Source organism: Brevibacillus sp. B_LB10_24 (assembly GCF_046036945.1).
Taxonomy (GTDB): domain Bacteria; phylum Bacillota; class Bacilli; order Brevibacillales; family Brevibacillaceae; genus Brevibacillus_C.
The window spans coordinates 62,205-84,564 of sequence record NZ_JBJQOQ010000024.1; the positions used below are offsets into that span (position 1 = coordinate 62,205).

The following is a 22,360-nucleotide window of genomic DNA, read 5'->3' on the forward strand; positions in this document are numbered from 1 at the left end:
TACGGTTCAGTGAAGAATCGTGCCCAGGATCTCGTGAACTTCGTGAACCTCGCTTTCCGGCACCAGTATCTCGTACTGCTTGGACACCTTCGCCTCACGAACCTTCACAAGAAATCCTTCAGCTGTCAAACGATGTTGAATGCGTTCGGCGATTCTTGCACTGGGAGCGATGTAGATGACAGTCCACATTGCTGACTTCCTCCTCATACCCGCTTAAAACAAACCTGCATCATCATATCACAGCGCTTGTCATTCCCGCAAATCTAAAGTTTGCTATTCTCCAGATGCAGTCTCATCCTTTCGGCTGCCGCTTCCTCGTCTCCCGAACGGATCGCCTCCAAGATTTGTTCGTGTTCTTCCAAGGCCGTTTTCGCCCGTCCTTCACGGGACAGCGAACTGCTGCGGGCGCTTTCGCTGTACTCGACAAGCGGTGCCCAAATGCGATGCAGGACTGAATTGCGGCTGGAACGGCAGATGACGCGGTGAAACAAGTAGTCTTCCTCTGTCGGGATTTCCCCTTTTGCCAGCCGTTCCCATGAGGCGGCGAGAATCCGCTCCATCTCCTCAAAGTGTTTTGCGGCCGCCCGCCGGCAGGCCAGGCGGACCGCATCCAGTTCGAGAATTTTCCTCATCTCGATCAGATCTTTTTTCGTTTTGGCATCGCGCAATAAAAAGTAGCCCAGGATGTCGATAAAACGATTATGCCGATAGTTTTTAAGGAAAGTGCCCTCGCCCCGCCGCGTTTCGATCAGACCGAGCAGCTCCAGCGCTCGCAGTGCCTCCCTGACCGAAGAGCGGCCGACGCCAAGCTGATCGGAAAGCTCCCGCTCCGAGGGCAGCTTGTCGCCTACCCGTAAATTGTCCCGCTGTACGATCTCATTGATTTGCAAAAGAATTCCCTCGTACACCTTGCGATTTTCAGATGAGTCGAGCACGTCATCCACTCCTCCCCCTCGGGCATGGCCCTGCTTGCTGACCAACCGCTCAGGCTTATTGATGAGAAATAGACGCGAGCCTAAATGTCTTTTCTTTTACTTCTTCCGGATCGACCGTATTGCGGGCAACGCCGGTTTCCATCGCTGCTTTGGCAACTGCTGCCGCGACATGAGGTGCGACTCTCGGATCAAACGGCGCCGGGATCACCTTGTCTGCAGACAGTTCGTCATCGCTTACCAGATCGGCAATCGCGTAGACGGCTGCCAGTTTCATCTCTTCGTTGATGCTGGTCGCATGCGTATCAAGCGCGCCGCGGAATATTCCCGGGAAGGCGAGTACGTTATTCACCTGGTTCGGGAAGTCGGAACGCCCCGTACCGATGACGGCTGCTCCCGCTTGCTTGGCTTCATCCGGCATGATCTCCGGAACCGGGTTGGCCATCGCAAAGATAATCGCATCGCGGTTCATCGACTCTACCATCTCCACTGTGACGGCCCCTGCCACAGATACCCCGATAAAGACGTCTGCGCCTTTCATCGCATCGGCCAGGTCACCCTGCAGCTTGGAGCGGTTGGTGATTTTGGCGATTTCTTCCTTGATCGGATTCATGCCGAAGGTCCGGCCTTCGTAGATGATCCCTTTCGTATCGCACATGATGACTTCTTTTACGCCCATTTTGACCAGCAGCTTGATGATAGCGATCCCGGCCGCACCTGCACCGTTGGCGACGACGCGAATCTCGTCGAGACGCTTGTTGGTCACCTTGAGCGCGTTGATCAGCCCGGCGGCGGTAACGATCGCGGTGCCATGTTGATCGTCGTGGAAGACGGGGATGTCTGCCTCTTTTTTCAGCCGCTCCTCGATTTCAAAGCAAGCCGGTGCTGCGATATCCTCCAGGTTTACTCCGCCAAAGGTGGGTTGGAGCAGCTTCACGGTTTCGACGATTTTGTCGGGGTCGTTGGTGCCAAGGCAGATCGGAAAAGCGTCTACTCCGGCAAACGACTTGAACAGCACCGCTTTTCCCTCCATGACAGGCATGGCCGCTTCCGGACCGATGTTGCCGAGGCCAAGGACAGCCGTACCGTCGCTGACGACTGCAACTACATTGCTCTTCATCGTGTAATCATACACTTTGGCCGGTTGGTCGAAAATTTCCTTGCACGGTTCGGCTACCCCCGGGGAGTAGGCCAAACTCAGATCATGGGCGTCACGCAGCGGCACTTTTGCTACCGTTTCCAGTTTCCCCTGGCTTTTTTTATGTAGTTCCAGTGCTTCTTCTCTCAAATTCGTCAGCTTAGACACAGTCCTTTCCCTCCATTAAAAACCTATTCTATTTACATGACTTAAGTGGTCAGACCACTGCTTTAATCATGTACTCATTATAACAAATCCCTCCACCCTGTAAACCTGCGGAAATAATGCAAAAAAGGAGGACAGCATCCATCCTCCCTAGTTTATCGTCATTTCTTTCAGAATTACGCCGTCATTTCCCACAATTGCTCTCGCTTGCTCCAAAAACGACGGATCGACATGGACGCGAAACTCATCCGGCAGGCGGACTGACTGCTTTTTTCGCTCGTAATACAAAATCACAGAAATCGTTCCTCTTCTTTCGACAAACAGCTCCTGCAGTTTCTGAAGCGTATTGTCCTGCTCCTGCTGCGGAGAAATCCGCACAAACAGGACGCTCTGGGCCTTGGGTTTCGGCAGGCTCGTCAAATCCCACATCCTGGAGGCGAGCAGCTTGACCTCCTCCTCCCCGGCGTCCACCTTGCCTTCCAGCACGATCAGGCTCTCGCGCTGACACAGCTCCCTGTACTTTTTGTAGACCTGGGGAAAGACGACGGCTTCAACGGCCGAAGTCTTGTCTTCCACGGTGAGAAAGGCCATCGGCTCGCCTTTTTTTGTCTGAATTTGTTTTGCTTCCAGCACCATGCCGACAATTTTCACCACTTCTCCCTGCTTCGCCTCCGCCAGGCCGGCAACCGAAAAAACGCCAGGGCGGCTGGCGAACGAGGCGTATTCGTCGAGCGGGTGGCCGGACAGGTAGACGCCGAGCAGTTCCCGCTCCTCTCTAAGCTGCTGCCCGCGGGTAAATGGCGGGACGTCGGGGTACAGCGCCGGGTCGATTTGCGTCTCGTCCGCGGGATTTACCTGCCCCGATGCCGATTCTTCGGCCAGGACGAATAAATTGATCTGTCCGCCCTGCCGTTCATCGCGGCGGGTGGACGCCTTGTCCAACGCTTCGTCCAGCAGGGCCAGCAATTGCGAGCGGTGTCCCGGCAATCCGTCCATCGCCCCGGAGAGGATGAGCGATTCGATGACGCGGCGGTTTACCAACCGGCTGTCAACCCTTGCGCAAAAGTCGACGATATCGCGAAAGGGAGCTTGCTCCCGCTCTCTGATGATGGATTCGATCGCCCCGTAGCCGACGTTTTTTATCGCCGCCAGGCCAAAGCGAATCGCTCCGTTCCTGACCGCAAACAGCGCCTCACTGTCGTTGACGTCGGGCGGCAGGACGGCGAGCTTCAGGCGGCGCGCCTCCTCCGTGTACTCGGCAATTCGGTTCTGGCTGCCGATGGACAGCGACAAAAGCGATGCCATGAACGCGAGCGGATAGTTGGCTTTCAAGTAGGCCATCTGATACGAGATCATCGCATACGCGACAGAATGGGCTTTGTTGAAGCCGTAATCGGCAAAGCGGACGATCAAGTCGTATACCTCATGGGCCAATTCCTCCGAATACCCCTGCCGAACGCAGCCGCTGACGAACCGGGCCCGCTGTTCGACCAGCAGTTCCCGTTTCTTCTTGCCGACGGCGCGCCGCAGGATATCCGCCTCTCCCAGCGAAAAACCTGCCAGTTTGGCGGAGATTTGCATGATCTGCTCCTGGTAGATGATAAACCCGTGGGTCTCGCGCAAGATCGCCTCGAGGTCCGGATGCGGGTATTCGACCTGCTGTTCTTTGTGCTTGGCCCGGATGTACTGCGGGATGATCTCCATCGGTCCCGGCCGGTAAAGCGCCTCCACCGCGATGATGTCGTCGAGGGTACTGGGCCGAAGTTCCTTGAGCACATTGCGCATGCCGCCCGATTCCAATTGGAAGATACCAGTCGTCTCCCCGCGCGCCAGCATGCGAAAGGTGGGTTCATCGGCCGGCGGCAGCTTGCCCGGGTCGAGGCGAATCCCCTCGCGCTCCAGTTGGCGCAGCGTCTCTTGAATGATCGTCAGGTTGCGCAGCCCGAGAAAGTCCATCTTGAGCAGCCCGACTTCTTCCAGGATATCCATCGGATACTGCGTCAAGCAAAGCCCCTCATTCCCCTCCTGGAGCGGGACGTACTCTGTCAGCGGATCGCGGGAGATCACCACCCCGGCCGCATGTGTCGAGGCGTGCCTGGGCAATCCTTCCAACCCCCGCGCCGTTTCGATCAGCTTGGCCACCTGCTGGTTCTCGCCGATCAGTTTGCCGAGGTCGGGGTTTAGCTGGAGCGCTTTTTCGATGGTCATGCTGTGCGACTGCGGGATCAGTTTTGCCACACGGTCCACCAGGCCGAGCGACATGCCCAGCGCCCTGCCGACATCGCGGACGACGGCGCGGGCCGCCATCGTTCCGAAGGTGATGATCTGGGCCACCCGGTCGCGACCGTATTTGTCGGCGACGTAGCGGATAACCTCATCCCGCCGCTCGACGGAAAAGTCGATATCGATATCGGGCATGGTGATCCGTTCGGGATTGAGGAAGCGCTCAAACAGCAGGTCAAACTGAAGCGGATCGACATTGGTGATCTTCAGCGCGTAAGCGACCAGACTGCCTGCGGCCGAGCCGCGTCCCGGACCGGTAGGGATACCGTGTTCGTGGGCGTAGCGCATGAAATCCCAGACGATCAGAAAATAATCGGTAAAGCCGGTTTTGGTGATGACCGCCAGCTCGTAATCGAGCCGTTGCCGCACTTCAGGGGAAATCTCTCCGTAGCGGTCCCGGCATCCCCGCTCGCACAGCTCCCGCAGCAGCTGGTCGGCATCTTTTCCCTCCGGCAGCGGGAAGCGGGGCAAAATGTGGCCGCCGAAGGTCAGCTCCAACTGGCACTGCTCGGAGATCTTCACCGTATTGGCAATCGCGTCCGGGGCATGGGCAAAGAGACGGGCCATCTCCTCCCCGCTCTTCAGGTAGTACTCTTCCGTCTCGTAACGAAAGCGACCCGCTTCGTCTATGGCCTTGCCTTCTTTGATCGCCAGCAGCACGTCGTGAAATCCGGCGTCGCCCTTCCCGGTGTAGTGGACGTTGTTCGTCGCCGCGACAGGGATTCCCGTGGCCTGATGCAGCCGCAGCAGCCGCTGGTTCAAACGGCGCTCCGCGACCAGCCCGTGATCCTGCAGTTCCAGAAAAAACTGGCCGCGTCCAAACACTTGATCGTACCAAAGCGCCGCCCTTTCGGCCGCCTCCGGCTCATTATTCTCCAGCAGCCTGGCTACTTCCCCCTGCTGACAGCCGCTAAGCGCGATCAGGCCCTCGCTGTACTGACGCAGGCTCGCCTTATTGATGCGCGGCACAAGCGAATGGCCCTGTGTATGGGCAATCGTACTCAGTTTCATCAGGTTTCGATAGCCGGTCAGGTCTTTTGCCAGCAATGTCAGGTGGAAGGGGGCTGGAGAGCTGCGAAGCTGCCGTTCTCCAAGGTCGCCGTCAATCATGTACGCTTCCATGCCGATGATCGGCTTGATCCCCGCTTGGCGGCATGCTTTATAGAACGGGATCGCCCCGTAGAGATTAGCGTGGTCTGTGATCGCCAACGCTTCCATTCCGTACGCCGCCGCCTGTTTTACCAGTTCTTCGATCCGCGCGGCGCCGTCGAGCAAGCTGTATTCGCTGTGCACATGCAGATGGACAAATGGGATCTCCATCAGACTTCTCTCCTCCGGCTTAGCTTTTCATTCCGAATTTCGTATATCCAATAACTATTATAAGGCGAACGATGCGAACAAACAATCGCCTCCGATTGACCAAGCCAACTCTTCTCCTGTAAGATGGAAAAAGTGAGGTTGGAAGGGATGATTCTTGATGTGGTTAGCCATTTATTATACAGGTGTGCTCGCTTCGTTGATCGCCAGCGTTTACTTCAGCATCAATGCCCGCCGCAGCGGCATCCATCCGCTGGAATCGCGTTTTACGCTCGGGAAGATGAATGCCGCCCTGGGCTGCCTTCTGCTGTTCTTCGGGATCAACCAGTTTACGTTTGAAACTATTACCACCGTACGTGCCGTTGTCGGTATCGTTTTTATCCTGGTCGGCGGCGTCAACCTGGTGCTGGGGCTGCGCAATTACGTATCGTACCGCAGGGAATGGCTCAATCTGGCGAAAAAGAACAGCTAGGCGCTCCCCGCTTGCAAACAAAAACGAGGAGCAGGCTTCAGCGCCTTGCATCCTCGGGTATTATTGCCACTATTGCCAACTGTTTGCGATACCAACCTGTGCAGTCATCTTATATAATCAAACGTGTGACATTCTAGCTTTGACAACCACCTGCGATGCCGTGGTTGTCTTTTTTTTTATATTTTACCGGTCAAAAATCTGCGTGGTGATCATCGCTTTGCCCACGATCTGGCCCTCGTGATAGACAGAGACCTCCGCCTTCCCGAACCGGCGGCTGATGTCGAGCACTTGCGGAACAACGGTGATCTCGCTTTCCATCTGAATGGCCTTCAAAAAGTAGATGGTAATATTCTGCGGGATCATGTCCCCTTTTCTCAGCTGCCGCAGCGCATTGCAGGCGGCCTCGACCATGATCGTCGTCATGACGCCGCTGGCGACAGTCCCGATCTGATTGGTCATCTGCGGCAGTACCCTGCCCCGGTAGACGATAGACTCTGACTCCTTCTCTTCGCGGAAGTTGCTCATGATCAGATTGGTAAAGGTCTCGCCCATCTGCGGCTGTTTTTGCATATACTGCAGAGCCTTGATGACGTCCTGGCGGCTCAGCACTCCGACCAGTTTTTTATAATTGTCTACAACCGGGAGCAATTCTATGCCTTCCCACACCATCAACTGGGCTGCAGACGCGACGGAGACGCGAGGTGACGTGGTAATCGGATTTTTGGTCATCACTTTGTCAATCGTAACCTGCTCGCCGTGGCCAATGATGTCCTTGGAGGTGACAATCCCGACGATGCGCATCTGGTCGTCCACAGCCGCAAACCGGGTGTCGCCGTAAGTCTCCGTGAAGCGATGCCAGGTCTCGACCGTGTCGGTCTGGCGCAAGACAGCTGTTTCCGACAGCGGCTTGAGGATGTCCTCCACCATGACGATCTCTTTTTTGATCAAGCGGTCGTAGATCGCCCGGTTAATCAGGGAGGCCACCGTGAAGGTGTCGTAGCTGGAGGAGATAATCGGCAGGGCCAGTTGATCCGCCAGCTGCTTGACTTCGTCATTGGTGTCGAAGCCGCCGGTGATCAGCACCGCCGCCCCGTGCTGCAGGGAGAGCTTGTGGGCCTGGTCGCGGTTGCCCACGATCAAGAGACTTCCGGCATCGACGTAGCGCATCATCGCTTCCAGCTTCATCGCGCCGATGACAAACTTATTCAAGGTCTTGTGGAGACCTTCCTTCCCCCCCAAGACGTGGCCGTCCACAATATTTACGACTTCGGCGAAGGTGAGGCGCTCAATATTTTCTTTTTGTTTCTTCTCAATCCGTACTGTGCCTACCCGTTCGATCGTGCTGACGAACCCCTGTACCTCTGCTTCCTTGATCGCTCGGTATGCGGTTCCTTCGCTGACATCAAGATCCTTGGCAATTTGTCGTACGGAGATCTTCGTTCCGACTGGCAGGCGATCGATGTAATCTAATATAAGTTCATGTTTCGTCATCTACGCGCCACCTTCCATCACAGCTTTTTATCCTCTCATGTCACTATACCTTATGAAAAATGAAAAAAAAAGAGTGCAGCCACAAATGCTGCACCGTGTGAAGTATATACAATTAAGGGGGTTTTCATCGTGTCTTTATCTTACCCTTGTATTATTACAGGAGTATTACAACGGGTTTACAGTTTCATTTCACTTTTGTGCGGATATCACGCATTTTAGTAAACAAACAGATTCAGAACCCCCTGCATGAGGCCAATCATCCCGCCGAGAAGAAACCCGAGGACGGTAATCATGCGAAATTCTTTTCCCGATATCCCGATGATCATCTCTTCGACCCGCTCCAATGGAAATTCGTCCACTTGCCTTGCAACAATGTCGGCAACGGACAGTTTTTGAAACAACTGCTCCGCATTATGCTCCAGTACCGTCACAGTCCAGCGGGCAGCACGGGGGACGAGCTCGTCGATGATGGTTTGGCGAAAAGGTCCGGCCAGTTCGGCCAGCGGCTTGTCGATAAAGCGCAGACTGCCCACCTCCAGCATGTCAAACAGGCGGCCCGACCAGTCGCGGACGAGGTCGGGCCCTGCCCATTCCAGCAGCTCCCGCCCCGGTTTGTCCAGCAGCTTCTCCAGTTCCCGTTCGATGAAGCTAGAGAGTTTCCTCGACAATTCCCCGCTTTGCAGCAGTTCATCCAGATAGGGCAGCACTTTTGCCGTCAGCTTTTCGTCACTCAAAAACATGCCGACCAATCCGCCCAGCATGCCGCCGCCGAGCAGATTTCTCAGCATGGCGTGGACCGTTTGGACACCCTCCGGCGTGTGCAGGTACGAGCGAAACTTGTCCAGAATGTACGGTCCGCTTGAGAGGACTGCTGCCCTCAATTTGGCTTCCGCGCCGGAGCCGATGAGTTCGCGCAGCGTCTTGTCCGCCAGCGTCCCGATCCAACGGCTGGCAAGCTCGTCCCAGCGGCGCTTGGCAGCATCCCTCAGATTGCGATTCCAGCCGCCGTCACCGGCAAGCAAAGCAGGCGCGAGCACCTGCAGCAGCTCGCGAATCGACTGCGGGCTGGATACCCATTTTTCCACGAAGGCAGTCAACCATGTCTGCAACGCACGCTCTGTCCGCTCACTGCCGAGTGCCAGGCGAACGGCATCCTTTGTCAGCAAATGATTCTCTACCACCTTACCCATTTGCATGCCCAATTCTTTATGCCTTCGCGGAATTAAACCGGGTGTAAACGGTACGCGAAAATGGCCGATCATCCACGGACGATAGGGGCGAAACAGCATACGAATCGCCAATTCGTTCGTCACTCCGCCGATCACTGAGCCAATCACAATGTTTATCAGTAGTGTAATCCATTCGTTCAAGTCAATCCCACCCCCAGGGCTAGTAAGGAACCAAAATATCAATAATGACATAGGATAGACTAACCTAATGCCATTGGAAAGGGGATATCCATGTCATATGTGCGGACGATTCTCAAGACAGTCGAAGCTAACGCGGACCAAGCTGATCTTTGCCTTCCCCATTCAATCATTCGGAAATGTAAAATTCCCGTCGGTGATTTGCTTCTCAGGTTCGGCTCGTCTTGTTCCTATGTCCAGGTGAGGGGCACTGATGCGGCCGCCGCCAGAATCAGCACAGCGATCGCTCGCAGACTGCATCTGCCGCAAGGAATTCCCCTGCTCCTGCGGTATGATTCATCGAGAGAGACGATTGTCATGGGTCCGTATATCGGCATCCTGCTGCTGGAGGTAAAAAGTACAGGCGAGCCTTTTGGCAGCCTCACTCCGTTTATGGACGAGGTGGCAGACATCTGCCATAGACGCGGAGGCCTGGTGTCTGTGTTCACGATTTCGGACATTGACTGGGATGAGAATACGGTTCAGGGCATGATCCGCAGACAGGGAAGCTGGCAATCACACACACTGCCGCTTCCCCAATGCATCTACAACCGCGTGCACTCCCGGCATGCCGAAAACAGCGACCAAGTCGACTCACTGATCCAACACTGCAAGAATAACGGCATTCCCTTTTTTAATGAGCGGTTTCTCAACAAATGGAACGTCTACAAAATACTCGCTGACAGGCCGGATTCCCCGGCCTTTCTACCGAAAACCGTCTGCTTTAAAAACGCCGAAGATTTAAAGCGAATGCTGCAAGAGTTCCGGGTGGTTTACGCCAAACCGGCAAATGGCAGCATGGGCAAAGGGATCTATCGGATCAAGGCGGGGACAAACGGCTATCAGATCGCCACCGGCCAATCCACACGCGTATGGAAAGACTTCTCTTCCCTGCATCGCCATTTGCAGAAAAAATGTGCCGGAAAGCTGTATCTGCTGCAGCGGGGTTTATCCCTGATCGGGTTTCAGTCCCGGCCTGCCGACTTTCGCGTTCTGGTCCAAAAGAACCGGTCGGGAGAATGGGCCGTCACATCTCTGGTCGCCCGGATCGGCCAAAATCGCATCGTGTCAAATGTAGCTCGCGGCGGCAGCATGTTCCCCGCTGCCCAAGCGCTGCACATGTGCGGACCGTGGCAAAACAGCATCCGCCCATCGGTCCATACGCTTAGCCGAACGGCGTTGCAAGTGGCCCGCGAATTGGAACGTTCACTCGATGGCCACTATGCCGAGTTCGGAATCGACCTTGGGGTAGACGTGAACGGCAGAATTTGGCTGCTGGAAGTAAACAGCAAGCCGTCCAAGTCCGATCAGACCGTAATCACTTCGCCGGATGCGGCCCAGTCTCCCCGCAGACCGCGTCCTTCCGTCATACGGCTGCTCGATTACGCGGCGTACCTTAGCGGGTTTAAACCGCTGCAGCGGCAAGGAAAAAGCAGAAAGCAAAAGTACGTGAAATCCAAGAAAGAAAACCGCAGGTGACCTCCATGTACGATAAAATTCCTACCTTGGGGATAATGTCCAATTTTTCCGGATTGGCTCCTACTTTTCAAGAAAAGGAGTTTTATAAAAAGCTATCCATGATTGGACGCAGATCGGGAATCGGCGTCTTCGTCTTTTCACCGCTTCAGGTAGATTTTGATACTCGGACGGTAACCGGGTATTTCCTAAAACGCGATGAATGGCAGAAAGAATCCTTTGCGCTGCCCGACGTGGTTTACGATCGCTGTTTTATCAGTCCAGGATACCGTCAATATAAACCATTTATCGAGAAGTTGCAAAACGATCCGCAGATCACATTTATGAGCAACGGACTGGCGGGAAAGTGGCAGGTATACCAGATTCTTGCCCTCTCTCCGGAACTGTCCAGTCTGTTGCCGGACACCCAGCCCTTTTCGTGGAAATCATTCGCTGCCAAGCTGCGTACCGAGAAGGCTGTCGTCGTAAAGCCAGCCTCGGGCACCCACGGCAACGGCGTAATCCGCATCACCCTCAATAAGGGCAAATTTGAGGTGATCGGCAGAAAGCGAAACAACCAACCCCTGCATAAGAAGATCCACAGCTGGCAAAATCTTCACGCGTTCATCATCCATTTCATCGCCGACCGCCCCTTTATCCTCCAGAGGTACCTGGATTTGAACACACCTGACGGCGCCCCTTTTGACGTGCGTGTACTCGTGCAGAAAGACGGCGAAGGCAAGTGGCAAACGACCGGCAAGGCTGTTCGGATGGGCGAAAAGAAGTCCATTACTTCCAATCTGCACGGAGGCGGAAGGGCTTTTCCGTTAGTGCCGTTTTTGGAAAAGTATTTTTCCCGGAAGCAGCAGTTGCGAATCATGGCCGAGATTGACCGGGTTGCCGAGCTGCTTCCTCCATTTCTCGAAACGTACCACGGACGACTCGCCGAACTTGGCATCGACCTTGGTGTTGACCGGGAGGGGCGGGTCTGGGTTATTGAAGTGAACAGCAGGCCGGGCCGTTATGTCTTTCGCCAAATTGCCGATCAAACCGCACGGCTTCGCTCCCTGACACAGCCTGTCGAGTACGCCCAGTACCTGATAAAAGTTCGCGTAGGAGGTTACTAAGCATGGACTCCATACTAGTGCGGCTCCGCTTCTTCACCCACCAAAACGTCCCAGGAATCGTCTTACCGCTCGGTCTATGCCAAAAGCTGCAGCTTGAACCTCGGCAGCAGATCACTATCTCCCTCGGCAAGCGAGCAGTGTCAGCAATTGTTTTTCAGGATAGAAAAAACCCGGAGGGCAATGTCGTCAGAATCACCAGCACCTTGCGAAGAGAACTGTCTATCCCCCACCCCGGCCTGATTCAGCTCAAGCAAGAAGGGGATGTACTGCGGATCGGCCCGGCCATCGGCATCCTCACGACCGGGCTTCGGCCCGATTCCAGAAGGCCGATCGGGGGGCGAACGTCCTTCTTTCGCGATCTGCTTGATGCCCAGAAGGGAAGGGGAGTTTACTACTATATCTTTTCTCCCGACGACATCGATTGGACCCGCAACCTGGTCAATGCCTGGTTCCTGCGTCCGACCAAAGAGGGAGAGTACGTCTGGCGCAACATCACGGCGCCGCTGCCGGATGTCGTTTATGATCGCGTCCCGTCCAGAACGGCAGAAAAGCAGGTTAAGGTAAGACTTGTAAAAGAGAGAATGGAAAACGAGGTCAATCTGCCCATTTTCAACAGCGGTTTTTTTAACAAATGGGGCGTTCACAAACTGCTTTATCCGCTGGATGAAGTCAATGAATTTATACCGGAGACGCATAACTACGCTTCGCTCGAGAATCTCCGCCGAATGCTGAGAAAATACCGAATGGTTTATCTGAAGCCAAAAAACGGAAGCCTTGGATTCGGTATCCTAAAGGTTTCGCGGAATGATCATTCTTACGAAGTTTCCTACCATACGTCCTCCGGGAACATCAAACGCTCTTACAGCAATGTGCAGACGCTGTACCAGCGCATTTTTCGCAGCCGAAAGCCGAGTGCCTACCTCGTGCAGCAAGGCATCAACCTCCACACCTACAACGGCCGCCCCTTTGACTTTCGCGTCCACCTGCACAAGAACCAGGAGAACAATTGGGTCGTCTCCTGCATGGCCGCCAAGGTGGCGGGTTCCGGAAGTGTCACTACCCATGTGCGCACAGGAGGTACGGTCATCCCTGGCAGCGATCTGCTCCAGTCTATCTTCGGCAACAGGCGGTACCTGATCGAGGAGCGAATCAGCAATGCAGCAGTGCGAATCGCCGCCGCCATTGAAGAGGCAATGGACATTCCGCTCGGGGAGTTGGGCCTCGATATGGGCATCGACAAGCACGGGCATGTCTGGATGTTTGAGGCCAATTCCAAACCAGGCCGCTCCATCTTTAAACACTCCCGTCTAAAGAAGGCGGACGAATTCTCCCGCAACCTACTCGTCGATTACAGCTGTTACCTCGCCAATTTTTAACGTCCGACTGACTGGAAGGAGGATATTTGCATGCAAAAATTGCACTCAGGCTGGCTAACTGTTACTCCTTCAGGGCGTTGGTGTCTGCAATCGGCCAGATCGTCGCCCTTGCCCAGTTTGCTTCGAAGACAAAAAAAAACCGTCACATTCGTCGGCCCGCTGATGATGAAAAAGTTGATCGAAATCGTCCAAACACCGGTAAAACCCAGATGGATCCGTACGAAAATTCGTTGGGTATGGTCAGACAATCGGCTAATCATCGGGCCTATGATCGGAATCTTGACAGCGGGAGACGGGATGGGCTTTAAAGGAAACAGGGAAAATTTCAAGGATTTGTTCAACACCGGCAAACGATTGGGCGCGCTTGTTTTTGTGTTCACTCCGAAAGGGATCAACTGGAAGGAGAATCGGATTCAAGGGTTTCTTTACGACGAAAAGCTGGACGCATGGCATGCTCACGTGATGCCTTTTCCCCACGTCGTCTACAACCGGGTTCCGACGCGCAAATTGGAGAAGATGGCCGAAGTTAGAAAAACCCTTGACAAGCTTGCCGCTACGCCCAACATTCTTCTGTTCAACCGCCGTTTTTTCAATAAAAATCTACTGTTTAAACGGCTGGAAAAGCATCAGGAAGCTGCATCCTTTTTACCGTTCACAAAAAAACTGGAGACCTACAATCAACTGCGCTTATTTTGCAGCCTGTTCCCCTTCGTCTATCTGAAACCCGTCAGCGGAAAGGCGGGCAAGGGGATAATGCGGCTGGAACGCAAAAACAACAAGTGGTTTTTGCAGCAGGTCCATCAACAAAATTCCATCTCTCTCCGATTTTTACGGCTGGAACAGGTGTGGCATTACCTTAGAGAGCAAACCAAAAACAGGGGGTACATCATCCAGCAGGGCATTTCCCTCGCCCGCTACAAAGGGCGCCCCTTCGACGTGCGGGTGCTGGTGCAAAAAGACGGCAGCGGAAATTGGGGAGTAACCGGCATCGGCATTCGCCGGGCGGGAGTGAACAGCATCACGACCCATGTTCCGCGCGGCGGTTCCATCCAGTCCACGTCTGCTGTTCTGGCGCACGTCTTTGCTGATCAGGCCGAGGAGATCCGCGAACGGATTGAAGAGGCTGCGCTGATCATCGCCCACTCGCTCAATGAAGAGGTGGAAAGCCTGGCCGAGATGTCGATGGATTTTGGTCTGACTCCCCAGGGAAGACTTTGGTTTTTTGAAGCAAATGCCAAACCGGAAAAATTCGATGAGCCGTCGATTCGACGCTCGTCGCTGGCCAACCTGATCCGTTTTGCCCAGCATGTCTTTACCACCGAGGAAATGTTGGAAAATCTGGCTTAGCTCCCCTGCCTCCGCCTAAAAACAATTAGTGGATCCCTAATTCGGATCCACTAATTGAAACCCTTCTGCAAGAAGTGCCGCCTTCGCATCGGCGATCGTCTCTTGGTCCTCCGCTGCCAAGGTGTGATAATGCAGTCCGCCTGTTACCTCCGAAAAAAGCGGAATCATGGAGTTGGCCCGCTTCTCAAGAAACTGTTTGACATCCTTGGGTGTCGCGATGTCCAGAACGCCGATGATCCGTCCGTAAACCGGGTGGTCGATAAATACATCCTCAACCACTACATGATGGGCCACCAGTATTTCCAGCTCCCGTTTCAACTGTTCGGGGGTGTGGACGATACCCAGTACGTCGCGGAAACTCGCTTTATGCCCTTCCTCCAGTACATACCCCTGGGTCGTGCTGATGATCTGAAAACCATCTTTGCGCAGAAAGGCGATATCCTGCACAATCGTCTGCCGGCTAACCTGCAGCGCATCTGCAAGCCGGGAACCGGCCACCGGTTCGGGAGATGATCTCAGAATCTCCAAGAGTTGTTGTCTGCGCTCCATGTAAGCCCCCCAAGAAAGCTGTTTCTTCCAGTCTACGAAATGTTCAGCATCCGTTCAATAGCCAGCTTGGCCGCTTCCGCGATGTTCGGAGACACCCTGATTTGATTCCGGGGCGTGCCCGCGACGATGTTCTCCAGCGACCAGAGCAAATGCGGCCGGTCGATTCTGTTCATCGTCAAACAGGGGCAGATCATCTCGTTGAGCGATACGATAAACTGTTCGGGATGCTCCTGTGCCAGCCGTTTGACCAGATTGTGTTCCGTTCCGATCGCCCATTTGGTACCGGCGGGCGCGTTTTGCACCGCTTTGATGATGTAGTCGGTCGATCCGTTCTCATCTGCCAGCTGCACCGTTTCATAGGTGCATTCGGGGTGGACGAGCACGCGGATGCCGGGGTAGGCCTCTCTGGCCAGCTGTACATGGCGAGGATCAAACTTGGTGTGGACAGAGCAGTGCCCCTTCCACAGAATGACGCGGGGGTCTTCCTCGCCATGCGGATACTCGAGCTGCATTTCTTTCGGATCGTAGACGCACATCCGGGATAACGGAATGCCAAATGCTGCCCCGGTATTGCGGCCGAGGTGTTGATCGGGCAGGAACAGAATCCTCTCCTGCGCTTCCAGAGCATGGGCAAAGACGCGCGCCGCGTTGTATGAAGTGATCGTCAGTCCTCCCCGGCTGCCCACGAACGCTTTGATGGCAGCGGTGGAATTGACGTATGTGACGGGAATGATCGATTCGCCATATCGCTCCGTAATGATCTCCCAGCACTCCTCCACTTCCTGCTCGTCTGCCATGTCTGCCATCGAGCAGCCGGCATTCATATCGGGCAAAATCACTATTTGGTCATCCGACGTCAAGATATCCGCCGTCTCCGCCATAAAGTGGACACCGCAAAACACGATGTACTTCGCCTCCTGGAGATTGGCGGCGATGCGGGCCAATTGCAGGGAATCCCCCCGGTAATCGGAATGGACGATGACATCGTCGCGCTGGTAGTGGTGTCCCAGGATCACAAGATCTCTTCCCAGAGCCGCCTTGGCCTGGTGAATCCTCAGGTCCAGCTCCTCTGATGACAGCGCCGCGTACTCGCTTATTGAAGTGTGCCCGGCTGCCAGGCTGTCTGTTGCCGACATATCTGTCCCTCCTGTTTAGGTAAGGTCAAGGCTTATATCCAAAGCCTTGACTGAGTGAGTCAGCCAGCCGAGGGAAATAACATCCACCCCGGTTACAGCGTACTCTCTCACTGTTTCTGGCGTAATTCCTCCGGAAGCCTCGGTGACGGCCCGGCCTCCTGCGATCTGCACCGCTTCTCTCATCATCTCCGGCGGCATGTTGTCCAGCAGGATCACATCGACGCCTGCTTCTACCGCTTCTATCACCTGATCGAGCGTTTCGGCCTCCACTTCAATCTTGACGAGATGGCCAGCCCCGCGCTTGACCTTGGCTGCTGCCGCACGGATCGATCCAGACGCGGCGATGTGATTATCCTTGATCATGACCGCATCGTACAGGCCAAACCGGTGATTGATTCCGCCGCCGACGGCAACCGCGTGCTTGTCGAACAGCCGAAGCCCCGGCATCGTCTTGCGGGTATCGGCAATCCGCACCGGCAAATCGGCCACGCTGCGGCAGACGTCACGTGTCACGGTAGCGATTCCCGACATTCTCTGCAGAAAATTAAGAGCGATTCGCTCTCCGGAGAGGACGGCGCGGGCGCTTCCGGTGACCGTCGCGATCCTCTCTCCCGCCTTTACGTCTGTGCCGTCCGAGACAAGCCCGGCAAAGCGGACTTCCGGATCAAGCAGCCGGAATACCTCCTCGGCCACAGAGAGTCCGGCAATTCTCCCCTCCTGTTTGGCAAAAAGCGTGCCGCTCAGCCTATCCCCCGGTTCAAACAGCAGTTCTGTCGTCAAATCGCGAGTGCCGATATCTTCAATGAGCGCCTGCTGAAGCAGCTGGCGTACGAGCAATAGATTCATAGCTTCCTCCTTGTATCGAATGGGCGTCGAATTCCGGGTCTGTCCCAGGGTAATCCAGGCGGTAATGGGCCCCTCTGCTCTCTTTGCGCCAGATGGCTGGCTGCACGACCAAAAGCGCTGCAGCAAGGAGGTTTTGATCGGCCACCGAAAGGAGCGAAGGCTGGCCGAGCCAGGATTGAAGCAGGGCGCGGGCATGCTGGAGATGCGGTTCATCCCGGACGATTCCGGCGTGCGTCCACATCACATCCTGGACTCGCCGGAGCAGTTCCGCGCTTGCATGCAGCGGCGTTCCCCGTGCATCATCCGCAAGCAGAGCGGCATCTGTCCAGCTGCTCCGCCCCGTCGGCGGCAGCTCGGCGAGAGCCTCGGCCGTGCGAAAAGCCATGACAAGCCCCTCGAGCAGGGAATTGCTGGCCAAGCGATTTGCCCCGTGAAAACCGCTGGAAGCCGCTTCCCCAATCGCAAACAAGCGCGGCACGGACGTCGCACCCCGGTCATCTGTCTGGATTCCTCCCATCGTGTAGTGGGCGGCCGGAACGACGGGTATCAGGTCGACAGCCGGATCAATCCCAATCCTTTGGCAGGAGGCCCAGACGGTGGGAAACCTCTCGGCAAATCCCGGGATCCGGCGGGCGTCCAGATATACGTCCCTGCCGGCCTGCAGCTCGGCGTAGATCGCCCTGGAGACGATGTCCCGCGAGGCCAGCTCGCCCCACTCATGATAGCGGCGCATGAAGTCCTCTTTTCTGGAGTTGACCAAGATCGCCCCTTCGCCCCGAACGGCCTCGGTGACGAGCGGAAGCGGTGTGGTGCCGCACTTCAAGGCAGTGGGATGAAACTGCACAAATTCCATGTCGCGCAAAAGCGCCCCCGCCCGGTAGGCCAAGGCGTACCCGTCGCCAGTGCTGCCGCTCGTATTGGTGGTGTACCTGTACAGCTGGCCCAGCCCGCCGGTGGCGAGAACAACCGCTTTGGCCTGGAAACGGATCAGCTGGCCGGATGTATCCTGCCCAACCGCTCCGGTGCATTCCCCGTCCTCCACCACCAGCTGAGACACCGCTCTGTTTTCCCACAAGCTGATGTTCGGATGGGCATAAATCTGCCGAGCCAGTGTTCTGACGATCGCCCGCCCGGTTGCGTCGCCGCCTGCGTGGACGATTCGCTTGCGGCTGTGCGCCCCCTCTTGTCCCAGGAGCAGATTGCCGCCTGGATCGCAGTCCCAAGCGACGCCGGCTTCCTGAAGGAAGCGGACGGCATCCGGAGCCTGACGGACATAGGAGTCAACTGTCCCTAAGTGGCAAAGGCCCTGACCGGTCCGAATCGTATCTTCTCCGTGCAAGCTGGCACTGTCGTCTGCGGACAGTGCCGCAGCGATTCCCCCTTGTGCCAGGCTGCTGTTGCAGTCGCAGACGTTTCCCTTCGTGACAAGGGCGACCCGGCCGTGGCGGGATGCCAAGGAACCAAGTGCCAATCCTGCAATTCCGGAACCGATGACAACGTAATCTGCCGCAACGTCTTTTCCCATGGCCACCCTTCTTTCTCATTTGCTGTTGTCCCAATCTACGACTCTATTATTTGACTGCTATTGAATTATGTCAAGACATGTGTAAAATTAGGTGTAAAGTTATCATGTCAACTTGCTCCCCATACATTGCCAAAGAGGTGTTTGCCATGCCTGAGCTTGAACTTGAACGCTATTTCGATCACGCTGCTGCTACTCCGATGCGACCCGAGGCTTTTGCGGCGATGGCGCCATATTGCATGGAATATTTTGGGAATCCAGGAAGCATCCATCCATTCGGCTTTCAGGCAAAGGAAGCCGTAGAAGCAGCCAGGAACTCGATCGCCAAAACGATCGGTGCACACGGCAAAGAGCTGATCTTTACCGCCAGCGGCACTGAATCCAATAACCTCGCCATCCTCGGCGGGGCTCGGCGCATGCGCCGGCTGGGAAAAGGGAATCACGTGATTGCCAGCGCAGTGGAGCATCCGGCGGTTAGAGAGGCCTGCCGGGCGCTGGAAGCGGAAGGATTTCGGGTGACATACGTCCCCGTGGACGAGAGGGGGCGGATCATCACGGAGAAATTGCAGGAGGCCATTTCACCTGATACGGTGCTGGTGAGCGTCATGCACGCGAATAACGTCGTCGGTACGATTCAACCCATTGCGGAAATCGGCGCCTTTCTCCGCGGCAAAAACATCTTGTTCCATTCAGACGCAGTGCAAAGCTACGGGAAGATAGAAGTAGATGCCGTTCGCATGCAGGTGGATCTGTTGACGATCAATGCCCATAAGCTGGGCGGTCCGAAGGGCGCGGCCGCCCTGTACGTTCGGAAGGGTGTGAGGATCGACCCGATCATCTACGGGGGCGGGCAGGAGCGGGGGATGCGCTCCGCAACTCCCAACGTGGCCGGCATCGTCGCGTTTGCCAAGGCGGCTGAACTCGCCGCAGCGGAGCTCCCGCAGGAGAAGGCCCGGCTGGCCAAGCTGCGGGCCCGGCTGATCAGGCGGCTGACCGGCACGATTCCGGGCTGCAAGCTGAACGGTCCTGCAGCGGACGATATGTACGCCGAGTACGTCCTCCCCACCCATATCAATATCGGCATCGACCGGATCGAGGGTCAAGCGCTCATGCTGGAACTGGAACGGCTCGGCTTCGCCACCTCCAGCGGCTCGGCGTGCAGCGCTTCCGGCTCCGAACCCTCCTACGTGCTACTGGCGATGGGAAGAACCCGGGAGGCAGCTTTGGAGAGCCTGCGGATTACGATGGGCAGGACGACGACTGAAACAAGCATCGACGAGCTTGCTGCAGCGATCGAACAGGCTGCAAACCAGTGGCGAAGCGCAGCCAGCCTGCCCCCGTTGCGTTAGGGGCAGGCCGGCAAATGGCGTCATTGCAGTATCTCAAGTTTCTGTTTTCATGATCGCCCGGTACAGCCGGTGCAGTGCGTCCAGGCTTTCTTGGTCTACTGTAAAGGAATGCCCGTCAAACCAGTACGCATCCTGCTCTACACCGGACATCCCGCTGCCGTATCGGTCGAACTGGGTCTCTACGCATGCCGCCGTATCCTCAGCACATTTGCGCACGTGCAGATGCCGGTCAATCACTTCCCGATACTGCGCATACACCTCCGCATACCGGCTTGTCTCGTCAAGGCGGGCCAGGCGGTACAGTGCCAGGTCGATCTGCAGCCAGCAGGTGACGTAAAAATGGAATTCCCAAAACAGGACTGTCAGCGCCTCTCTCAGCGGCTGCGGGTCCCCGGTCTGGCGCATCGCCAAGAGCGCCTGTTTGACCGTTTTCTTCTTCTCCTGGATCAAATCAAAGTGGCTGACCGCCCCGCGGTAAAACTTGCGGACAATCTTCAGCAGCATGTCCGGCGTCCGCGGCGGCAAGCCCCTGTATCGATTGGTTACATCCCGTTCCATCTCAAACCCCCTGCTCCCGGTTTCTAGGTGTCTTTGTCTCACTTTGGTCCAAAGGAATAGGGCACCAGCGGCCTGGCAAAGCAAAGACCGCTCTGTTCCTCCGCCTCGCTTCTCGCCTCTTCACCGGCAAAGGCGTCCTGGTAATGCATCAAGATGAGTTTCTTTTGCAGCTTCGCCGGCAGAGTCTGCAGCTCTTCCAATGAGGTATGCGAAGGGATCTCAAGCTCCCACATGTGGCAGTCGTGAAAAATCCGGCCCACCCTCTGTTCGTGCACCGCCAAAAGCTCCCCGTCAAATGAAGTATCGCCGGTAAAGAAAAAATACGGCTCAGCCAAAAGGCCAAAGCTGGTCATGCCAGGGGTGTGCCTGGTCGGAATCAGCTCGAAAACTGCCCCGCCAAGCTCAAATTGCCGGTCCAGCAGCATCACTTCAAAGTAATCTTCCAGCGTCTTGGGCCCCGAGGTCGTATGGGCCAGGCCAGCCTTTACTGTCTGCCACAATTCATCTGCCAGCTCGCGTGAGATCAGCAGATTGGGCTTCTGCCCGCCTACGGCCTTGCGATAGTGGGCAAGCTGCTGCAGCCCGTTGATATGGTCTTCGTGCAGGTGAGTGATAAAGACGTTCTTCACATCCTGCAGGTCCTTGCCCAGCCGCTTTAATGCCGGCCAATTGGTCGCCGGAAAGTCGATGACGAGATTTTCCCCGCCCCACTCCAAGAGAGCGCTGGTATGGCCCAGCTTCAGCGAAAAGGCGTCCCCCGTTCCGAGAAAGGTAAGCTTCATATCCGATCCCTCCAGGCTTTTCAATACCCAAGCTCGAGATTGACTACTCCCGCCAGCGGCTTTCCTTGCACGTAGCGCTCCAGATTTTGCACAAAAAACCGTCCCACGTCTTCCGGCGTGCTCGGTCCCGAAAGATGCGGCGTCACGAAAACGTTCGGCATCTCCCATAACGGACTGTCCGCCGGCAAAGGCTCTTGCTCGAACACATCGAGAACAGCGGCCTGCAGGTGTCCAGAGCGGAGAACATCGATAAGGTCTGCTTCCGCGATCAGACTTCCGCGGCCTACATTGACCAGACAGGCGTCAGGCTTCATCGCCAGCAGTACTTGACGGTCGACGACGTGACGGGTTTCATTTGTCAAGGGCAGTGTCAGGACCAAATAGTCCAGTTCCTGCACGAAGCTGCTCCATTCGTGCGGACCAAAGTGGCGGTCGACCAAATGAGCTTGTCTTCCGCTGTGGCTGAGCCCTGTCACTTTCATATCGAAAGCCCGCGCTTTCCGCACGATTTCCGCTCCGATCGAGCCCAGTCCAGCTACACCGATCGTCTTGTTTTGCAAAAATCCGGTGACAAACGGTTCCCAGCGGCGTTCGGATTGGGCTGTCCGCAAGCGGGGCAGATCTTTGGCAAGGGAGAGCAGGTAAGCGAAGACGTATTCGGCGATAGGTCCGCCAAACTGGTCCAGGATGCGGGTGATGACGATCCGGGAAGGCATCTCTCCGGCGGAAACCCAATCGTCAACGCCGGCCCCCATCGATTGAACCCACTTCACATCGGCAGCGGCGGGAGACGGCAGCAGTTGTATGGGGAATTTCCAGCAGAGCAGCACTTCCGTCTCCGGGAGGTGGCGTTCGGCTTCCTCAGGCGTCGATGCGGCGGCAATTTGGGTGCAGCCGTGGGAGCGGAGGATCTCCACATACTTCTCTGTCTCTTTGGCCTGGGGGGTGTATACCAGAATCTTGGGGCTTTTCATCTGCGATTCTCCTCTCTATTCCGTGTGCTTTGGGGTTGCTGCCTACATTTTACAGGAATCGCCGCCGGAGTGCACCCTTGCATGACAAAAGAGGGTGTCCCAAAAGTAAACTTTGGAACACCCTCATCAGCAAAA

At 55.9% G+C, this 22,360-nt stretch carries 19 protein-coding genes; 6 read left to right on the forward strand and 13 right to left on the reverse strand.

Translation table 11 applies throughout. The features are described from left to right. Positions 1-6 precede the first annotated feature (6 nt). The 4 genes from ACI7RC_RS19500 to ACI7RC_RS19515 form a co-directional block, all read right to left on the reverse strand. Positions 7-189: a hypothetical protein gene (locus tag ACI7RC_RS19500; protein WP_019121939.1), complete on the reverse strand. Its 183-nt coding sequence runs from the start codon at positions 187-189 to the stop codon at positions 7-9. Positions 190-263: 74 nt separating this feature from the next. After that, entirely contained in the window at positions 264-935 is a 672-nt protein-coding gene (locus ACI7RC_RS19505) for a FadR/GntR family transcriptional regulator (protein ID WP_408109878.1), read from the reverse strand. A gap of 55 nt (positions 936-990) precedes the next feature. Further along, a complete protein-coding gene (gene ystJ / locus ACI7RC_RS19510) occupies positions 991-2,229 on the reverse strand; it encodes an NADP-dependent malic enzyme (RefSeq protein WP_408109901.1) in 1,239 nt (412 codons plus the stop codon). 156 nt (positions 2,230-2,385) lie between these two features. After that, positions 2,386-5,838 carry a DNA polymerase III subunit alpha gene (locus tag ACI7RC_RS19515; protein ID WP_408109879.1) on the reverse strand — a complete coding sequence of 1,151 codons (3,453 nt, stop codon included), beginning with the start codon at positions 5,836-5,838 and terminating at the stop codon, positions 2,386-2,388. Between the two features lie 157 nt (positions 5,839-5,995). Between ACI7RC_RS19515 and ACI7RC_RS19520 the strand changes: the two genes are divergently transcribed. Further along, complete coding sequence (locus ACI7RC_RS19520; protein WP_408109880.1) at positions 5,996-6,307, forward strand: YtpI family protein; 312 nt, start codon at positions 5,996-5,998, stop codon at positions 6,305-6,307. A gap of 183 nt (positions 6,308-6,490) precedes the next feature. Here ACI7RC_RS19520 and ACI7RC_RS19525 read toward each other — a convergent pair whose 3' ends face one another. Both ACI7RC_RS19525 and ACI7RC_RS19530 read right to left on the reverse strand, forming a co-directional pair. Beyond that, on the reverse strand, positions 6,491-7,798 hold the full coding sequence (locus tag ACI7RC_RS19525) for a DRTGG domain-containing protein (RefSeq protein WP_408109881.1): 1,308 nt from the start codon (positions 7,796-7,798) through the stop codon (positions 6,491-6,493). Between the two features lie 215 nt (positions 7,799-8,013). Beyond that, complete coding sequence (locus ACI7RC_RS19530) at positions 8,014-9,168, reverse strand: DUF445 domain-containing protein (protein WP_408109882.1); 1,155 nt, start codon at positions 9,166-9,168, stop codon at positions 8,014-8,016. 90 nt (positions 9,169-9,258) lie between these two features. Here ACI7RC_RS19530 and ACI7RC_RS19535 point away from each other — a divergent pair, with 90 nt between their 5' ends. Genes ACI7RC_RS19535 through ACI7RC_RS19550 form a run of 4 tightly spaced genes read left to right on the forward strand, consistent with a single transcriptional unit; the run spans position 9,259 to position 14,509 of the window. Then, complete coding sequence (locus tag ACI7RC_RS19535; protein ID WP_408109883.1) at positions 9,259-10,683, forward strand: YheC/YheD family endospore coat-associated protein; 1,425 nt, start codon at positions 9,259-9,261, stop codon at positions 10,681-10,683. A 5-nt stretch (positions 10,684-10,688) separates the two neighbouring features. Continuing rightward, positions 10,689-11,786 (forward strand): YheC/YheD family endospore coat-associated protein, encoded by a 1,098-nt coding sequence (locus ACI7RC_RS19540; protein ID WP_408109884.1) that lies wholly within the window; start codon positions 10,689-10,691, stop codon positions 11,784-11,786. A gap of 2 nt (positions 11,787-11,788) precedes the next feature. Beyond that, positions 11,789-13,162, forward strand: coding sequence for a YheC/YheD family endospore coat-associated protein (locus ACI7RC_RS19545; RefSeq protein ID WP_408109885.1), 1,374 nt, complete (start codon positions 11,789-11,791; stop codon positions 13,160-13,162). Between the two features lie 30 nt (positions 13,163-13,192). Next, complete coding sequence (locus tag ACI7RC_RS19550) at positions 13,193-14,509, forward strand: YheC/YheD family endospore coat-associated protein (protein WP_408109886.1); 1,317 nt, start codon at positions 13,193-13,195, stop codon at positions 14,507-14,509. A gap of 36 nt (positions 14,510-14,545) precedes the next feature. Here the strand turns inward: ACI7RC_RS19550 and ACI7RC_RS19555 are convergent, their stop codons facing one another. From ACI7RC_RS19555 to ACI7RC_RS19570, 4 genes are read right to left on the reverse strand one after another with little or no spacing between them, the layout of a single operon-like run. Further along, on the reverse strand, positions 14,546-15,058 hold the full coding sequence (locus ACI7RC_RS19555; RefSeq protein ID WP_408109887.1) for a 3H domain-containing protein: 513 nt from the start codon (positions 15,056-15,058) through the stop codon (positions 14,546-14,548). 32 nt (positions 15,059-15,090) lie between these two features. Further along, positions 15,091-16,194 (reverse strand): quinolinate synthase NadA, encoded by a 1,104-nt coding sequence (gene nadA, locus ACI7RC_RS19560; protein WP_408109888.1) that lies wholly within the window; start codon positions 16,192-16,194, stop codon positions 15,091-15,093. A gap of 15 nt (positions 16,195-16,209) precedes the next feature. Further along, on the reverse strand, positions 16,210-17,040 hold the full coding sequence (nadC, locus tag ACI7RC_RS19565; protein ID WP_408109889.1) for a carboxylating nicotinate-nucleotide diphosphorylase: 831 nt from the start codon (positions 17,038-17,040) through the stop codon (positions 16,210-16,212). After that, entirely contained in the window at positions 16,994-18,565 is a 1,572-nt protein-coding gene (locus ACI7RC_RS19570) for an L-aspartate oxidase (RefSeq protein WP_408109890.1), read from the reverse strand. Before ACI7RC_RS19570 ends, nadC begins: the two co-directional genes overlap by 47 nt. A gap of 146 nt (positions 18,566-18,711) precedes the next feature. Here ACI7RC_RS19570 and ACI7RC_RS19575 point away from each other — a divergent pair, with 146 nt between their 5' ends. Next, positions 18,712-19,911, forward strand: coding sequence for a cysteine desulfurase family protein (locus ACI7RC_RS19575; protein WP_408109891.1), 1,200 nt, complete (start codon positions 18,712-18,714; stop codon positions 19,909-19,911). A 33-nt stretch (positions 19,912-19,944) separates the two neighbouring features. Here ACI7RC_RS19575 and ACI7RC_RS19580 read toward each other — a convergent pair whose 3' ends face one another. The 3 genes from ACI7RC_RS19580 to ACI7RC_RS19590 are packed head-to-tail and all read right to left on the reverse strand — an operon-like array spanning position 19,945 to position 22,225. After that, complete coding sequence (locus ACI7RC_RS19580; protein WP_408109892.1) at positions 19,945-20,469, reverse strand: hypothetical protein; 525 nt, start codon at positions 20,467-20,469, stop codon at positions 19,945-19,947. A gap of 38 nt (positions 20,470-20,507) precedes the next feature. Beyond that, a complete protein-coding gene (locus ACI7RC_RS19585; protein WP_408109893.1) occupies positions 20,508-21,251 on the reverse strand; it encodes an MBL fold metallo-hydrolase in 744 nt (247 codons plus the stop codon). A gap of 20 nt (positions 21,252-21,271) precedes the next feature. After that, entirely contained in the window at positions 21,272-22,225 is a 954-nt protein-coding gene (locus tag ACI7RC_RS19590; RefSeq protein ID WP_408109894.1) for a D-2-hydroxyacid dehydrogenase, read from the reverse strand. Between the last annotated feature and the right edge of the window lie 135 nt (positions 22,226-22,360).

What these genes read in the sequence shown, in the direction of transcription:
- ACI7RC_RS19500 (WP_019121939.1), bottom strand. Translation starts at nt 189, where the DNA reads ATGTGGACTGTCATCTACATCGCTCCCAGTGCAAGAATCGCCGAACGC.
- ACI7RC_RS19515 (WP_408109879.1), bottom strand. Translation starts at nt 5,838, where the DNA reads ATGGAGATCCCATTTGTCCATCTGCATGTGCACAGCGAATACAGCTTG.
- ACI7RC_RS19520 (WP_408109880.1), top strand. Translation starts at nt 5,996, where the DNA reads ATGTGGTTAGCCATTTATTATACAGGTGTGCTCGCTTCGTTGATCGCC.
- ACI7RC_RS19525 (WP_408109881.1), bottom strand. Translation starts at nt 7,798, where the DNA reads ATGACGAAACATGAACTTATATTAGATTACATCGATCGCCTGCCAGTC.
- ACI7RC_RS19535 (WP_408109883.1), top strand. Translation starts at nt 9,259, where the DNA reads ATGTCATATGTGCGGACGATTCTCAAGACAGTCGAAGCTAACGCGGAC.
- ACI7RC_RS19540 (WP_408109884.1), top strand. Translation starts at nt 10,689, where the DNA reads ATGTACGATAAAATTCCTACCTTGGGGATAATGTCCAATTTTTCCGGA.
- ACI7RC_RS19545 (WP_408109885.1), top strand. Translation starts at nt 11,789, where the DNA reads ATGGACTCCATACTAGTGCGGCTCCGCTTCTTCACCCACCAAAACGTC.
- ACI7RC_RS19550 (WP_408109886.1), top strand. Translation starts at nt 13,193, where the DNA reads ATGCAAAAATTGCACTCAGGCTGGCTAACTGTTACTCCTTCAGGGCGT.
- ACI7RC_RS19555 (WP_408109887.1), bottom strand. Translation starts at nt 15,058, where the DNA reads ATGGAGCGCAGACAACAACTCTTGGAGATTCTGAGATCATCTCCCGAA.
- nadA (WP_408109888.1), bottom strand. Translation starts at nt 16,194, where the DNA reads ATGTCGGCAACAGACAGCCTGGCAGCCGGGCACACTTCAATAAGCGAG.
- nadC (WP_408109889.1), bottom strand. Translation starts at nt 17,040, where the DNA reads ATGAATCTATTGCTCGTACGCCAGCTGCTTCAGCAGGCGCTCATTGAA.
- ACI7RC_RS19570 (WP_408109890.1), bottom strand. Translation starts at nt 18,565, where the DNA reads ATGGGAAAAGACGTTGCGGCAGATTACGTTGTCATCGGTTCCGGAATT.
- ACI7RC_RS19575 (WP_408109891.1), top strand. Translation starts at nt 18,712, where the DNA reads ATGCCTGAGCTTGAACTTGAACGCTATTTCGATCACGCTGCTGCTACT.
- ACI7RC_RS19580 (WP_408109892.1), bottom strand. Translation starts at nt 20,469, where the DNA reads ATGGAACGGGATGTAACCAATCGATACAGGGGCTTGCCGCCGCGGACG.
- ACI7RC_RS19585 (WP_408109893.1), bottom strand. Translation starts at nt 21,251, where the DNA reads ATGAAGCTTACCTTTCTCGGAACGGGGGACGCCTTTTCGCTGAAGCTG.
- ACI7RC_RS19590 (WP_408109894.1), bottom strand. Translation starts at nt 22,225, where the DNA reads ATGAAAAGCCCCAAGATTCTGGTATACACCCCCCAGGCCAAAGAGACA.